This window comes from Mixta calida (assembly GCF_002953215.1).
In the GTDB taxonomy this organism is placed as follows: Bacteria; Pseudomonadota; Gammaproteobacteria; order Enterobacterales; family Enterobacteriaceae; genus Mixta; species Mixta calida.
In genome coordinates, this window is the sequence record NZ_CP026378.1 from 3098417 (window position 1) to 3113325 (window position 14909).

14 protein-coding genes are annotated in these 14909 nt (G+C 62.2%); 4 read left to right on the top strand and 10 right to left on the bottom strand.

Features of this window, described 5'->3' with window-relative positions:
* Positions 1 to 19: 19 nt before the first annotated feature.
* The 4 genes from truA to C2E16_RS14725 all read right to left on the bottom strand — a co-directional run bounded on the left by truA (position 20) and on the right by C2E16_RS14725 (position 3933).
* Positions 20 to 829 (bottom strand): tRNA pseudouridine(38-40) synthase TruA, encoded by an 810-nt coding sequence (gene truA, locus C2E16_RS14710; RefSeq protein WP_038625016.1) that lies wholly within the window; start codon positions 827 to 829, stop codon positions 20 to 22.
* A complete protein-coding gene (locus C2E16_RS14715) occupies positions 829 to 1839 on the bottom strand; it encodes an aspartate-semialdehyde dehydrogenase (protein ID WP_038625015.1) in 1011 nt (336 codons plus the stop codon). Before C2E16_RS14715 ends, truA begins: the two co-directional genes overlap by 1 nt.
* 113 nt (positions 1840 to 1952) lie before the next feature.
* The gene (pdxB, locus tag C2E16_RS14720) at positions 1953 to 3086 is read right to left on the bottom strand and encodes a 4-phosphoerythronate dehydrogenase PdxB (protein ID WP_038625014.1); all 1134 of its coding nucleotides are present in this window, start codon (positions 3084 to 3086) and stop codon (positions 1953 to 1955) included.
* Between the two features lie 58 nt (positions 3087 to 3144).
* On the bottom strand, positions 3145 to 3933 hold the full coding sequence (locus C2E16_RS14725; RefSeq protein WP_038625013.1) for an AraC family transcriptional regulator: 789 nt from the start codon (positions 3931 to 3933) through the stop codon (positions 3145 to 3147).
* Positions 3934 to 4058: 125 nt separating this feature from the next.
* Here C2E16_RS14725 and C2E16_RS14730 point away from each other — a divergent pair, with 125 nt between their 5' ends.
* Together C2E16_RS14730 and flk are read left to right on the top strand one after the other, a co-directional pair.
* Complete coding sequence (locus C2E16_RS14730) at positions 4059 to 4970, top strand: DMT family transporter (RefSeq protein ID WP_038625011.1); 912 nt, start codon at positions 4059 to 4061, stop codon at positions 4968 to 4970.
* Between the two features lie 197 nt (positions 4971 to 5167).
* Positions 5168 to 6205: a flagella biosynthesis regulator Flk gene (gene flk, locus C2E16_RS14735; protein ID WP_038625010.1), complete on the top strand. Its 1038-nt coding sequence runs from the start codon at positions 5168 to 5170 to the stop codon at positions 6203 to 6205.
* Between the two features lie 16 nt (positions 6206 to 6221).
* On the opposite strand, the gene C2E16_RS14740 is transcribed toward flk, so the two are convergent.
* Positions 6222 to 6674 carry a rhodanese-like domain-containing protein gene (locus tag C2E16_RS14740; protein WP_038625009.1) on the bottom strand — a complete coding sequence of 151 codons (453 nt, stop codon included), beginning with the start codon at positions 6672 to 6674 and terminating at the stop codon, positions 6222 to 6224.
* 88 nt (positions 6675 to 6762) lie between these two features.
* Between C2E16_RS14740 and pdxR the strand changes: the two genes are divergently transcribed.
* Positions 6763 to 8199, top strand: coding sequence for a MocR-like pyridoxine biosynthesis transcription factor PdxR (gene pdxR / locus C2E16_RS14745; RefSeq protein ID WP_084971238.1), 1437 nt, complete (start codon positions 6763 to 6765; stop codon positions 8197 to 8199).
* On the opposite strand, the gene C2E16_RS14750 is transcribed toward pdxR, so the two are convergent.
* Both C2E16_RS14750 and fabB read right to left on the bottom strand, forming a co-directional pair.
* A complete protein-coding gene (locus tag C2E16_RS14750; RefSeq protein ID WP_084971236.1) occupies positions 8196 to 9368 on the bottom strand; it encodes an MFS transporter in 1173 nt (390 codons plus the stop codon). The genes pdxR and C2E16_RS14750 overlap by 4 nt on opposite strands.
* A 328-nt stretch (positions 9369 to 9696) precedes the next feature.
* Positions 9697 to 10914, bottom strand: coding sequence for a beta-ketoacyl-ACP synthase I (gene fabB, locus C2E16_RS14755; RefSeq protein ID WP_038625006.1), 1218 nt, complete (start codon positions 10912 to 10914; stop codon positions 9697 to 9699).
* Between the two features lie 158 nt (positions 10915 to 11072).
* On the opposite strand from fabB, the gene mnmC reads away from it, so the two are divergent.
* The gene (mnmC, locus tag C2E16_RS14760) at positions 11073 to 13082 is read left to right on the top strand and encodes a bifunctional tRNA (5-methylaminomethyl-2-thiouridine)(34)-methyltransferase MnmD/FAD-dependent 5-carboxymethylaminomethyl-2-thiouridine(34) oxidoreductase MnmC (RefSeq protein WP_104951550.1); all 2010 of its coding nucleotides are present in this window, start codon (positions 11073 to 11075) and stop codon (positions 13080 to 13082) included.
* Positions 13083 to 13177: 95 nt separating this feature from the next.
* Here mnmC and C2E16_RS14765 read toward each other — a convergent pair whose 3' ends face one another.
* The 3 genes from C2E16_RS14765 to C2E16_RS14775 all read right to left on the bottom strand — a co-directional run bounded on the left by C2E16_RS14765 (position 13178) and on the right by C2E16_RS14775 (position 14904).
* Positions 13178 to 13459, bottom strand: coding sequence for a YfcL family protein (locus C2E16_RS14765; protein WP_038625004.1), 282 nt, complete (start codon positions 13457 to 13459; stop codon positions 13178 to 13180).
* A gap of 29 nt (positions 13460 to 13488) precedes the next feature.
* Complete coding sequence (locus tag C2E16_RS14770; RefSeq protein WP_038629923.1) at positions 13489 to 14037, bottom strand: elongation factor P hydroxylase; 549 nt, start codon at positions 14035 to 14037, stop codon at positions 13489 to 13491.
* A 66-nt stretch (positions 14038 to 14103) separates the two neighbouring features.
* On the bottom strand, positions 14104 to 14904 hold the full coding sequence (locus tag C2E16_RS14775; RefSeq protein ID WP_038625002.1) for a sulfite exporter TauE/SafE family protein: 801 nt from the start codon (positions 14902 to 14904) through the stop codon (positions 14104 to 14106).
* Between the last annotated feature and the right edge of the window lie 5 nt (positions 14905 to 14909).

Sequence of the window (14909 nt, forward strand, 5' to 3'; positions counted from 1 at the left end):
GAGCGGCAGCGCCTGAATATTAGTCTTCGAGAAATAATGGCCCCATCGGCGGGGTCGGTAAGGCGAAACGCGCCGGATAGTCAACGGAGACCAGATAAAGGCCCTCCGCTTTCGCCGTCGCGGCCGCCAGCTTGCGGTCTTTCGCCGCCAGCAGTTCAGCCATCCAGCTTTCGGGCTGGTTGCCGCAGCCGATTTCCATCAGGCTGCCGACGATATTGCGCACCATATGGTGCACGAACGCATTGGCTTTAATATCCACCACCACGTACGCACCGTGACGGCTGACGTTCAGATGCATCACGTTGCGCCACGGGGTGCGCGACTGGCACTGCACGGCGCGAAACGAGGTAAAGTCGTTTTCACCCAGCAGGCATTGCCCGGCGCGATGCATTCTTTCCGCATCCAGCGGCTGATGATAGTGCGTCACGCCGCCGTTCAGGATCGCCGGGCGCAGCCGGTGATTGTAGATCACGTAACGGTAACGTCGCGCCGTGGCGCTGAAACGCGCGTGAAACTCCTCCGGCACCGCTTTAACCCAGCGCACGGCGATATCGTCCGGCAGGTTGGCGTTCACGCCCAGCGTCCAGGCCGCATCCTTACGCGCCGAGGTGGTTTCAAAATGCACCACCTGTCCGGTGCCGTGCACGCCAGCGTCGGTACGTCCGGCGCAAAATACCGTTACCTCGTGGTTCGCTACCTGCGACAGCGCCTGCTCCAGCCGCGCCTGCACGCTGCGCACTTCCTGCTGCCGCTGCCAGCCGTAATAACGGCTGCCGTCATATTCAATGCCAAGCGCCAGTTTACAGACGCCGTTTACCGCCTCGGTCATCAGTACAGATACTCCTGCACCAGCTTCTCGGCGGTTTTTATCGCCATCAACGCGCCGCCGAAGCGGATGTTGTCAGCGACCGACCAGAATTGCAGCAGCTCCGGGATGCCGTAGTCGTTGCGCAGACAGCCGACGTTCAGGTTGCTGTTGTCGGAGGCGTCGGTGACCTGGGTCGGGTAATCATTTTCATCCGACAGCACGATCTCATCCATCCGCGACAGCTCGTCGCGCGCCTCTTCCGCCGATAGCGGACGCAGGCTTTCCAGATGCACAATCTGCGCATTGCCGTAAAACACCGGCGCCTGCACGCTGCTGACGGCGATCGGCAGGCCTTCGTCCTGTAGTACCTTGCGCACCTGATCGACCAGGCGACGCTCGCTGGCGACGCTGCCCGCGCTGTCCGGCAACTGCGGCAACATGTTGAACGCCAGCTGGCGGCCAAAATAGTGTTCTTCCGCCGGCACGCCGTTCAGCAAACGCGCGCTTTCGCCCGCCAGCGAATCGACCGCCGCTTTGCCCTGCGCCGATACCGACAGCAGATTGGTCACCTGCAGACGCGCCAGGCCCGCCTGTTCAACCAGCGGCTTGATGGCGCACAGCAGCTGACTGGTCAGGCTGTCGGCCACGGTAATAATATTGCGGTTGCGGTAATCCGCCAGCACCTGCGGGTTGACGTCCGGCACCACCAGCGGCACATCCGGCTCCAACGCGAAGAGATCGCTGCTGTCGATCACCAGGCAACCGGCGCTCGCCGCGTCTTCAGCGTAGCGTGCCGAGGCGTCGCGGCCTGCGGCGAAAAACGCCAGCTGCGCCTGCGACCAGTCGAATTCGTCGGCATTCTGCACGCGCAGCGATTTCCCGTCGAAACGCACGCTCTCTCCGGCGCTGCGCTCGCTCGCCAGCAGATACAACTCACCCACCGGGAACTGGCGTTCCGCCAGCAGTTCCAGTAAAGCGTTCCCTACTGCGCCTGTCGCGCCTAAAAGCGCAATATTCCAGCCGTCAGACATGGTGGTTTACTCCAGACAATGACATAAAAACAGAAGGCGGTGATATTCACCGCCCGTTGATTCAGATTATTCCCCTGCCGCCTGAGGCGTGGCGGCAGACGCAATAACGTGGGTTATGCGGGTTGATGAACCGCATTGAAGCCCAGCTTGCTCAGCAACGCGGCGGCGGCGGCGTCATCGCACTGCACATAGAGCGACGACCATTCGCGGCGCTCCTGATACTGCTTGCGCAGGCGGTCGAATTCGCCGGGCTGACCGGCGACTTTGCGCAGCGGCGCATCGTCGCGGCGCACATCATACACCAGATGTGCCAGACGTTTTAGCGTTGCCTGATCGAGCGGGCCGTGCAGAGTGATGCGGCCAAACTCCGGCGCCGGCAGCAGCGTCTCCAGCGACACCTGCTGCGCCTGACCGAGAAAGCGGGTCCAGGCCTCGAATACCTGAGTCGTGCCGCGCGCTTTGCCTTCCAGCGTATAGCCCGCGATATGCGCGGTGCCGATATCGACGCGCGCCAGCAGCTCTACGTTAAGATCCGGCTCCGGCTCCCAGACATCCAGCACCACGCTAAGATCGTCGCGCTGTTGCAGCACCCGCAGCAGCGCCGCGTTATCCACCACCGGCCCGCGGCAGGCGTTGATGACGATCGCGTTGGGCTTCAGCGCGCGCAGCAGCGCTTCATCCGCCATATGCAGCGTTTGATAGCGGCCCGCTTTAAACAGCGGCGTATGGAAGGTTAGCACGTCCGCCTGCGCCGCCACCGTTTCCAGCGGCAGGAAATCGCCCGCGTCGCCGCGATCGGCGCGCGGCGGATCGCACAGCAGGGTTTTCACGCCCAGCGCTTCCAGCCGCTTTTGCAGGCGGCCGCCGACGTTGCCGACGCCGACAATGCCGACGGTGCGATCGGTAAGCTGAAAGCCGTCGCGCTCCGCCAGCATCAGCAGCGCGGAGAAGACATATTCGACAACCGCAATAGCGTTGCAGCCCGGCGCGGCGGAGAAGCCGATGCCCTGGCGCGCCAGAAAATCCTCATCAATATGGTCGGTGCCCGCGGTGGCGGTGCCGACGAATTTAATCGCCTTGCCGCCCAGCAGCGCTTCGTTCACCTTCGTGACGGATCGCACCATCAGCGCATCGGCGTCATCCAGCGCCGCCGCTGGAATCGGGCGGCCCGGCACCGCGATCACCTCACCCGTGCGGCTGAACAACTCGCGGGCGTAGGGCATATTTTCATCTACCAGAATTTTCACTACGGCTTTCCTGCATCGACTGAAAAGAGGAGTATGTTGCCATACTCATCGCGGAAATTCATGCCGCAACGTGCCGCCGCCCGGCGCGGTAGCGCTCCGGCGTGGTGCCCGCCTGCTGCTGAAACATTACGATCAGCGCAGAGGCGGAACTGTACCCCAGCTCAAGCGCGATATCCTGCACCGAGCGCCCCTGCTCCAGCAGCGAAATGGCGTGGAGAAAGCGCAGCCGCTGCCGCCATTCGCTGAGCGACATGCCCAGCTGCGCCTGACAGCGGCGCGCCAGCGTGCGTTCGGTAGTGTAGACGCGTTGCGCCCACTGCGCGATAGTGGTGCTGTCGCCGGGATGGTTTTCCAGCGCCTGCAGAATCGGCGCCAGGTATTTATCCGTCGACCGCGGCAGATAGCTCTCCTGGGTCGGCGCCAGCAGCAGCCGGTCGCGCACCACCTCGCACAGGCGTAAATCGGCCTCGGTCTGCGGCAGATGCAGCTGACGCGCGGCGAAGTCATCCATAATCGCCTTCACGATCGGTCCGGCCTGGATCAGGCAGGGCTGCGGCGGCATGCCGTCACAGAGCCCGGCGGCGATGTTAAAGGTCAGCAGCCTGGTATCCTTATGGTTATAGCTGGCATGTTCGCGCTGCGGCGGGATCCAAACCGGAAACGCCGCCGGGGTCAGCAGCCGTTTGCCCTCGACCTCAATTTGCAGCACGTTGCCCTCGACGAAGATCAGTTGACCCCAGCGATGGATATGCGGCAGATACTCCGTGCGGGCGTTGGTCTGCTCGTAGCGCACAAAGAAACGAAAGTCGTCGGCGTGCGACGGCTCCTGATAAACAAGCTGAACCATCCGTTCTCCGAAAAAAGGCGCGGCGATCTGTCCGGTCGGTGAATCATTTTGTCAGATTTTAATTATCTGTCTGAAAACGGACAAGCGTACACTGCCCGCAATCCGCCAAGAGGTGCATAATCACGATGAGCTTTCTTTTTCCCCTTTTTGCCGTGCTGATCTGGTCGGTTAACGCCATTGTCAGCAAACTTTCCGCCGGCGCTATCGATCCGGCGGCGATCTCTTTCTATCGCTGGCTGCTGGCGTTGCTGGCGCTGACGCCCTTTGTGCTGCCCGCCGTCTGGCGCAACCGCCGCGAGGTGGCGAAGGCCTGGTGGAAACTGCTGGTGCTGGGTCTGCTGGGCATGGTGCTCTACCAGTGCCTGACCTATTATGCGGCGCACAGCGTCACCGCGCTGTTTATGGGCATACTGAACGCGCTGATCCCGCTGCTGACGGTGCTGCTGAGCGTAGTGATTTTACGGGTCGCGCCGACGCTCGGCATTCTGCTCGGCACGCTGTTTTCGTTTTGCGGGCTGATCTGGCTGGTAAGCCAGGGGAATCCCGCGCAGCTGCTGACGCATGGACTGGGAACCGGCGAGCTGATGATGTTCGCCGCGTCGACCTCCTATGCGCTCTACGGCGTGCTGACCAAACGCTGGGCGATCGCCCTGCCGGGCTGGCAGAGTCTCTATATGCAGATTTTCTTCGGCGTGCTGCTGCTGACGCCCAACTTTCTGCACGCGCCGGATATCAGCCTGAACGCCGCGAATATTCCGCTGGTGCTGTTCGCCGGCATTCCCGCCTCGATTATCGCGCCGTTTTTATGGATTCAGGGCGTACTGCGCATGGGCGCCAGCACCACCAGCATTTTTATGAATCTGGTGCCGATTTTTACTGCCGTTATCGCCGTGCTGTTTCTGCATGAAACGCTGCACAGCTATCACTTTATCGGCGGCGGCGTCACGCTGCTGGGCGTGATTATCGCGCAGCGTCTGCGCACGCCGCTTTTTAACCGCCGCGCAGTTTCGGCAGCGGAAAAAGACGCCGCCGCCTGAGCCCGCGACGCTGTGATTTTTCTCCCGACGCGGCTGGCGGCCGCTGCGTCGGCGAGAAGCTGACCCGTCAGGGAAAAATCACGCCGCGACACCCGCCTCGCCCCTGGATTTTTCTGTGTCAGGATTGGTATCATAGCGCCCTACTCCACTTTTCCGGCGCGCCCCGGATTTTGACCCGCCGTTTTAAGGATTCCGCCATGCAACCTCTTACTGGCCCCGGCGCGCCCCAGGGCGATCGCACAACTGTACCTGGCCAGCCTCCTCGCGGCGGCACGCCTGGCGAACAACCGCTTTCTCCGGCGCAGCGCACCACGCTGGAACGTCTGGTGGTGCGCATTATGTCGCTCAGCGCCTTAAAAGCGCCTGAGCTGTGGGCGGGATTGCGCCATGAGGTCGGCGTAAAAAACGATGCCGAGCTACAGTCGCGCCACTTTCCCGCCGCGGAAAACTTCCTGAACGGCAGGCTGTCGCAGGTGCAGAACAGCCACGCCACGCGCCAGCTGTTGCAGCAGTTGACCGAGCTGTTGCCGCAGGGCAACAACCGTCAGGCGGTGAGCGACTTTATCCGTCAGCAGTTTGGCCACACGGTGCTCAGTTCGCTGTCGCAGGATCAGCTGCGTCAGGTGCTGACCATGCTGCAAAACGGTCAGATGACTATTCCGCAGCCGCAGCTGAGCCGCAACAGCGATCGCACCCTGCTGCCGGCTGAGCATCAAACGCTGAATCAGCAGGTGGTAAAACTGGCTGCCGCCACCGGCGAGCAGTCTACATCGGTATGGAACGCCGCTCTGAAGCTGGTGGGTCTGAAAAGCGGCGATCCGATCCCGTCACGTCATTTCCCGCTGCTGACGCAGTATCTGCAGGTGCGTCAGACTCTGAGCCAGCAGCATGCGCCAACGCTGCAAATGCTGGAGGCGGCGCTGAAGCATCCGCCGGATCGCGCCGAGCAGCAAATGCTGGAAGATTACAGCCAGCAGCGTTTTCAGGCGACGCCGCAAACAGTGCTGACTTCAGCGCAGGCGCAGGATCTGCTGAACCTGCTCTTTTCCCGTCGCGCCGAGCGGGTCAGTGAGAGCGAAACCCTACGCGCCGACAGCGAGATCAACCCGCAGCCGATCTATAACCCGCTGATTCCGTGGCTGCCAGCGCCGTTGCAGCCGCTGGCTGGCCGTCCGGTGCTGGCGACCTTTATCGCCCTGCTGGTGGTCGCGCTGCTGCTGTATCTGCTGTTCTGATCGGGCAGCGCGCCAGCTAGCAGCCGCAGTCGCTGCGCCCTGTCCTCTGCGGCCATTCGCCCGACGCGTCTCCTTCGACGACCGGGTGCTGGTCGCGCCGCCAGAAATCGAGCCCGCCGATTAACTCTTTAACGTGCAGCCCGGCGCTGGCCAGTTTCCACGCCGCCTTTGTCGAGCCGTTGCAGCCGATGCCGTCGCAGTAGGTCACGTAAACTTTCGTGCGATCGAGCTGCGCCAGGCGTTCCGGCGTCATGTCACGGTGAGGAAAGTTGATAGCTCCGCAGATATGGCCTGCGCGCCAGGCCTGCGGCGATCGCGCGTCGATCACCACAATATCCTCAATGCCGTTGGCTAAATCTTCGGCGACATCCCAGGCATCGGCGTAGTAAGCGAGCTTGCGCGCCAGCCATGCCGCGCTGTCAGCGGCGTCAGGCGGTGGAAAAGCGAGTACGGCGGAAGCGTGGGTCATGATTTTTTCTCCTGTGGTTTTTCTTTCATCATAACGGCGCATCGGTATGATGCGAGATACCCATTTCGCTTTATTGATAAGACCTATTATGGCCGCCCTCACCGCACGTCTTCTAATGCTTTATTCAGCGCAAAGCAGCGCTACCCGTCGCGATCGCCTCTGTAACGCGCTGCGTCAGGCGATCGGCGAAGGCAGCCTGACGGCGGGCAATCGTCTGCCCTCCTCGCGCTTGCTGGCCGTTGATCTGCAACTTTCGCGCGTAACGGTAGAGGCCGCCTACAGCCAACTGGAGAGCGAAGGTTATCTGACGCGAAAAACCGGCAAGGGCACCTTTGTCGCGATTACCCTGCGCGCGCCGGGCGCTAAAGATGTCGTTACGCATGCGCCGCGGACGGTGACGCTCTCACGCCGCGCGGCCAGAGTGGTGGCTGGCGGAGGCTGTCAGGACCCGCTTTATCCGTGGGCTTTCGCGGCGGGATCGCCGGAGCTACGCGCTTTTCCTCATGAGCTGTGGCGTCGCCTTACCGCCCGGCAGCAGAGGCAGGGCAGCGTGCTGATGCGCTACGGCGATCCGCAGGGCTGGCTGCCGCTGCGTCAGGCGCTCGCCGCTTATCTGGCGCAGGCGCGCGGCGTGCGCTGCGCACCTGAGCAGATTATTGTGCTGACCAGTTCGCAGCAGGCGTTGCAGATGCTGTCGCTGCTGTTGCTGGATAATGGCGAAGAAGTGTGGATGGAAAACCCCGGCTATCCGGGCGCGCATCACGCTTTTCTCAACGCCGGCGCGCGCATTACCGGCGTGACGGTCGACGAGCAGGGAGCGGTGCCGCCTGCCGACGGCGCGCCGCGGCTTATTTACCTGACCCCTTCGCACCAGTATCCCACCGGCGCGCCGCTCAGCCTGGAAAGGCGGCTGGCGTGGCTGACGCTGGCGGAGCAGCGGCAGAGCTGGATCGTGGAGGATGATTACGACAGCGAATTCTGGTACGACGCGCAGCCGATGCCCGCCATGCAGGGGCTTCGGCCCGACGGTAGGGTGATTTATCTCGGCACCTTTTCTAAATCGCTGTTTCCCTCGCTGCGGCTGGCGTGGATGGTAGCGCCGGATGCCTTTATCGAACCGCTGCTGCGTCTGCGCAGCGTGATGGATGGACACAGCGCGCTGCTGCCGCAGTCGGTGACCGCCGCCTTTATCGAACAGGGCCACTATGCGGCGCACCTGCGTCTGATGCGCCAGCTTTACCAGAGCCGCCGCGATCTGCTGTTGGAGCAGCTGAGCGCGCGCCTGCCCGACCAATTGCAGCTGCTGCCCTGTCGCGGCGGTTTACAGCTGACCGCCCTGCTGCGTCAGGGAGACGAGGCAAAGCTGACAGAGTGCGCGGCGCGGCAACAGCTGCTGCTGCCGCGTCTCGCTCCCTGCTGGCTCGACGCCGAACGCCCGGCTCAGCAGGGATGGCTGCTTGGCTTTGCCGCGCTGGAGCGTGCGGAGATCGTCGCTGGCGTCAATAAGCTGGCCGCCCTTTTCTAAGGCTGACGCCTAATCGAGAGCGAGAGCATCATGCCGAGCGCGGCGCAGACGGCGGCGGCGAAATAGACTGCGCCGTAGCCGAACGATGTCGCCAGCAGGCCGGTCAACGGCCCGGTGATGCCATAAGCGATATCCTGAAAGGCGGCGAAACCGCCCAGCGCCGTGCCGCGCACCTGCGGCGCGACCCGTTTCACCACCTCAACGCCAAGCGCCGGGAAGACCAGCGAACAGCCGCAGCCGGTCAGCGCGGCGCCCGCCAGCGCCATTGTTCCGCTGGTAGAGAACCCCATCAGCAGCAGTCCCGCCACCTCAATCGCCAGCGACGCCACCGCCACGCGGCGGCCGCCCAGACGGTCCGGCAACGTGCCGAAAAAGATACGCACCAGCACAAAAGCGCAGCCAAAAGCGCTCAGGGCGAAACCGGCATTGCCCCAGTTGCGTTCCGCAAACCAGAGCGAAGTGAAGGTGCCGATGGCGGCAAAGCCCACGCCCTGTAGCGCCAGCGCGCAGCCCGGCGAGAAAATCTGCCCAATCACGCGCCACAGCGAAGGGCGTTCCCCGCCCTGCACCGGCACCGAACGAATCCAGACGTTAATCGCCAGCGAGAACAGCGGCAACAGCAGCGCCACTACGCCTAACCCGCTAAAGCCACAGCGCGCATGGATCCACAGCCCCAGCGGCGCTCCTGCCGCCAGCGCGCCGTAAATGGCCATGCCGTTCCAGGACATGACCAGCCCGGAACGTTTCGGCCCCACCAGCCCCAGCCCCCAGGTCATATTGCCGGTCAGCAGCAGACTTTCGCCAAAGCCCAGCAGCAAACGCCCCACCACCAGCAACGCGAATTTTCCGGCGGCGGCCAGCGGCAGCTGGGCGGCGAGCAGATAGGCCGCGCCGACCAGCGCGATCGCCAGCATGCCCTGTTGGGTGGTGATTTTCGCGCCGTGCCGGTCAGCGCGCCTGCCGGCGAAGCTGCGCGTCAGCAGCGTGGCGAAAAATTGCACGCCTACCGCCACGCCCACCATCAGGTTGCTGTAGCCCAGCTCCTGATGCACAAACAGCGGGATCACCGGCAGCGCCAGCCCGGCGGTCAGATAGGTTAAGAAGACGGCGAAAGAGGTGCAGGCGATTAACGCCTTGCCTGTTGAAGTGTGGATTGTCGTCTCGGACATTCGTCACGGTTCTCCTGAGTATTGCAGGCGCATGTCGGCCACGCGCGCCCTTATGACCGGCGTCAAATGCCGGAGCGGGTGCGTTGGTTAACGTGAACGCTTACGCAATATCATGACGATATTGTTAACTGAAAAAAGGCGCGACGCGGATGCGTTGAACGCTGGCAGGGAGTGTAATAGAGATATCCGCGCGGCACCAACCGGCGCGTTCAGCTTTTTTCACCCTTGACGCCGGAATTCGCGCCGTCTCGCAAAAAGCGTCCTGGCGACAGGGAGATCGCAGGCAAAAAAAAGCCCGGCGGATGCCGGGCTGATGATAACGCGTCGCTTACTGATATTTACGCATGGTCAGCGTAGCGTTGGTACCGCCAAAGCCAAAGCTGTTGGACATCACCGTCGTCAGCTTACGTTCGGTCGGCTCGGTGATGATGTTCATTCCTTCCGCCGCCGGATCGCGCTCTTCCACGTTGATACTCGGCGCGATAAAGCCGTGCTCCAGCATCAGCAGGGTGTAGATCGCTTCCTGCACGCCCGCAGCGCCCAGCGAATGGCCGGTCATTGCTTTGGTGGCGGAGATAGCAGGCTGCTGTTCGCCGAATACTTCGCGGATCGCGCCCAGCTCTTTCACATCGCCGACCGGCGTGGAGGTGCCGTGGGTGTTCAGGTAGTCGATCGGGGTATCGAGTCCCTGCATCGCCATCTTCATGCAGCGCACCGCGCCTTCGCCTGAAGGGGCAACCATATCCGCGCCGTCAGAGGTCGCGCCGTAGCCGACGATCTCCGCATAGATATGTGCGCCGCGCGCCAGAGCATGTTCCAGCTCCTCAACCACCACCATGCCGCCGCCGCCGGCGATGACGAAACCATCACGGTTGGCGTCATAGGTGCGGGACGCTTTTTCCGGGGTTTCGTTATATTTAGTGGAGAGCGCGCCCATCGCATCAAACTCGCAGGCCATTTCCCAGCTCAGCTCCTCGCCGCCGCCAGCAAAAACGATGTCCTGTTTGCCCAGCTGAATCTGCTCTACCGCGTTGCCGATGCAGTGCGCGGAGGTAGCGCAGGCGGAGCTGATAGAGTAGTTCACGCCGTGGATTTTAAACGGCGTCGCCAGGCAGGCGGAAACGCCGGAGCCCATCGCTTTGGTGACCACGTACGGGCCCACCGCTTTCAGGCCGCGCGGGCTACGCATCGCGTCAGCGCCGAACACCTGATAGCGCGGAGAGCCGCCGCCGGAACCGGCGATCAGGCCAACACGCGGGTTATTCTGGTAAACCTCGTCGCTCAGGCCGGCGTCTTTAATCGCTTCAGCCATAGAGAGATAAGCATAAATGGACGCGTCACTCATAAAGCGCACAATTTTGCGGTCAATGAGGCCTGTGGTATCAAGTTTAACGTTACCCCAGACGTGACTACGCATGCCGGAATCTTTCATCTCCTGTGAGAAAGTGATGCCAGAGCGGCCTTCACGCAGAGATGCCAGGACTTCCTCCTGGTTGTTACCAATGCTGGAAACGATCCCCAGGCCAGTAATCACAGCACGTTTCATTAAAATACCTCTTCCATATCACTATTAGGATTTGACACGCACTTTAGCGTACACTTGTACGCCGAACAAGTCCGATCAGCGAAATTATTGCATAAATTTGCGCGATATGACCGGGCTCGATAAAATCCCGCCATTGCCTGATAAATGAGCCATTCCCGTTGAACAACGCACCGATAGAACACGCAAAACTGGACTGGAACGACCAGGGTACACCTGTATCCCGAGAATTTGACGACGTCTATTTTTCTAATCAGAACGGTCTGGAAGAGACTGAATATGTCTTTTTGGGCGGCAACGGTTTGCCCGACCGTTTCACCACGCATCCGCGCGCGCTGTTTGTCGCTGCGGAAACCGGCTTCGGCACCGGCCTGAATTTTCTTACGCTGTGGCGCACCTTCGATCGCTTCCACCAGGCGCAGCCGCAGGCGGCCTTGCAGCGACTGCACTTCATCAGCATGGAAAAATTTCCGCTGGCGCAGGCGGATCTCGCCGCCGCCCACGCGCGCTGGCCCGAACTGGCGCCCTGGGCCGATGCGCTGCGCCGCCAGTGGCCGCTGCCGTTGCCGGGCTGCCATCGTTTGCTGCTGGACGGCGGGCGCGTCACGCTGGATCTGTGGTTTGGCGATGTTAATACGCTTATCCACCATTTTGATGACAGCCTGGGACGCAGCGTAGACGCCTGGTTTCTGGACGGCTTCGCACCGTCGAAAAACCCCGATATGTGGACGCCAGCGCTGTTTGACGCTATGGCGCGTCTGGCGCGGCCCGACGGCACTTTCGCCACCTTTACCGCAGCGGGCTTTGTGCGTCGCGGCCTGCAACAGGCGGGCTTCGATGCGGTCAAACGCAAAGGTTACGGCCACAAGCGCGAGATGCTGTGCGGCGCGCTGGCGCAGGCGCCTGAGCTGCCTCACTCCGCGCCCTGGTATGCGCGCTCCGCCGCCGAAGACGACGATATCGCGATCATCGGCGGCGGCGTCGCCAGCGCGCTGTTGTCGCTGGCGCTGCTGCGACGCGGCAAACGGGTCACGCTTTACTGCGCCGACGACGCGCCGGCGCAGAACGCGTCCGGCAACCGTCAGGGCGCGCTCTATCCTTTACTGAATCAGCACGATCCGGCGCTGGCGCAGTTCTTCCCTGCTGCCTTCGGCTTTGCGCGGCGGCTTTACGATGCGCTGCCGGTCGATTTTGCCCACGACTGGTGCGGCGTTACCCAGCTCGGCTGGGATGATAAAAGCGCGGAGAAGATCCAGCAGATGCTGGCGATGGAGCTGCCGGAAGCGCTGGCGCAAGGCGTGGACGTGGAACAGGCGGAGCGACTGGCGGGCGTGCCGCTCGGCTGCGGCGGCATCCACTATCCTGCCGGCGGCTGGCTGGCGCCGGGCGAATTGACCGCCGCGCTGTTTCAGCTGGCTCAGCAGCAGGGATTGCAGATTCACTGGCGGCACCGACTGGAAAAGCTGGAGGCTAACGACAGCGGCTGGCGGCTCTGCTTCGCCGACGGCGCGACGGCGCAGTATAAGAACGTGGTGCTGGCTAACGGCCACGCCATCACCTCGCTGGCGCAAAGCGAAAAGCTGCCTGCCTATCCAGTCAGCGGCCAGGTGAGCCATGTTCCTTCCCGCGCCGGGCTGGCGCCTTTGAAGCAGGTGTTGTGTTATGAGGGCTATCTGACGCCGGTCAGCCCGGCGTTTGGCACCCACTGCATCGGCGCCAGCTACCACCGCGGCGATATCTCTGTGGCGTATCGTGAAGACGATCAACAGGAGAACCGCGAACGCCTGTTGCGCTGTCTGCCGCAGTGCGACTGGACGCAGGCAGTCGACGTCAGCGCTGGCGAGGCGCGTAACGGCGTGCGATGCGCTACGCGCGATCATCTGCCGTTTGTCGGCAACCTGCCCGACTATGCCGCCACGCTGGAGCGCTATCAGGATCTGCCGCGCCAGCGCGCGCAGCAGACGGAGATCGCCCCGGCTCCGGTATGGCCGGGCCTGTTTGTGCTGGGCGCGCTGGGATCGCGCGGCCTGTGCAGCGGTCCGCTGGCGGCCGAGGTGCTGGCGGCGCAGCTTTGCGCCGAGCCTTTACCGCTGGATCGCGCCACGCTGGCCGCGCTAAGCCCGAATCGTTACTGGGTGCGTAAGCTGCTGAAAGGAAAGGCGGTAAAGTAAAGGGGAACGAGGCAGGTCGCCTCCCCCTGCGTTAACGCGCTTTTCATACAATAAAAAAGCGGCCCGCAGGCCGCTTTTTTATATTTCAGTCCGGTTCAGGCGGGCTGACGCGCCTGCAGGAACAGGTTATCCCACATGCCGATCACCAGCGCCTGGTCGCGCGGCGAGAGTTCACCGGCGGCGATAGCGTTTTGCAGGCTGTTCTGTACATGGATCTGCAACGCTTCCGCGGTATGTTCGCCGCTCTGCTCCAGCTCGGCAACCGCCAGAGTGAGGTGACCGCGCAGGTAGCCGCTGGCGAATAGCTCATCATCACTGGCGTGCTCGACCATATCGTCAATCAGGGCCAGAATACGCGTTTCAAATTCTGCGATCATCTCAATTCCTCATTAAGTCGCGCCTCCGTTCAGCGCAGATCTTCCGGCCAGGGAAACTGCGCCGCCGTCAGCGGGGGCGTATGATAAAAACGCTGTAGTTCAGCGATAAAACGGGCCGGGCGCGCCGGAATGCCGTTTTCAAGGTAGTGCATCACCTGAGCATGAACCTGACGCTGAAAAGCGATGCGATCCGGCTCATAATCTCCATTGAGATTGTCACAACTCACGTTGAAGGGGAAGCCCGCCGCAACGCTGAACATCCACTCCAGCGCCTGCGGTTTGATTTCAACTGACTCAAACTGATGCTGGGTATCGGCGTCGCGTCCGTCCGGGCAATACCAGTAGCCGAAGTCCACCAGCTTGCGGCGCTCGGCGCCAGCGATGCACCAGTGCGAGATCTCATGCAGCGCGCTGGCGTAATAACCATGCGCAAATACCACGCGATGCCAGGGCGACGTTTCGTCCGCCGGCAGGTAGATCGGCTCATCGTCGCCCTTGATTAAACGGGTCTGAAAATCGTCCTGAAAGCAGCGATCGAATAGCGTAATCAGGTCCTGATAGCGGTGCGTTGTACTCATATCCATAACTGTCGGCTGAAAAAAACGCGCAATTGTCGCATTTAGCGCGCGGGTTGACGAGCATTATCACCAGAGGTGGGTCAGCCAGTGGCCGATGGCGGCGCCGTAATCTTCATACAGCAGCTTGCTGCTCATCACCACCGAAACGATCACCACCATCGGGCGAATCAGCTTCTGCCCGCGCGACAGCACCATGCGCGCGCCGAGACGCGCGCCGCAGACCGACCCTACCAGCATCACCAGGCCGACGCCCCACACCACCTTGCCGCCAAGGATAAAAAACAGCAGGCTGGTGAGGTTAGAGGTGAAATTCAGCACCTTGGCGTGCGCGGTAGATTTCGCCAGGTTGAAGCCAGCCAGCGTCACGAACGCCAGCGCATAGAAAGAGCCGGCGCCCGGACCGAAAAAACCGTCGTAAAAGCCGACCGCCCCGCCCGCCACCAGCGCAAAGGCGATGCCGTCCAGCCGCCGCTGACGATCGTCCTCGCCCAGGCGCGGCATCAGCAGAAAATAGAGGCCGATGCCGATAATCAGCAGCGGCAGCACCTGCCGCAGAAAGCCGGACTGGATATGCTGCACCAGCAGCGTGCCGCTGACCGCGCCGATAAAGGTCATGGCGATATTCAGCCGCTGCTCGCGCAGCTTCACCGCGCCGCGCCGCACGAAATAGAGGCTGGCGGAAAAAGAGCCGCCTACCGCCTGTAATTTGTTCGTCGCCAGCACCTGCGCGGGCGACAGCCCGGCGGAAAGCAGCGCGGGCACGGTCAGCAGCCCGCCGCCGCCGGCGATCGAATCGATAAACGACGCCAGCATAGCGACGAAAAACAGCACCCCCAGCATCGCCGGGGAGACAACCCACCAGTCCATGTAAG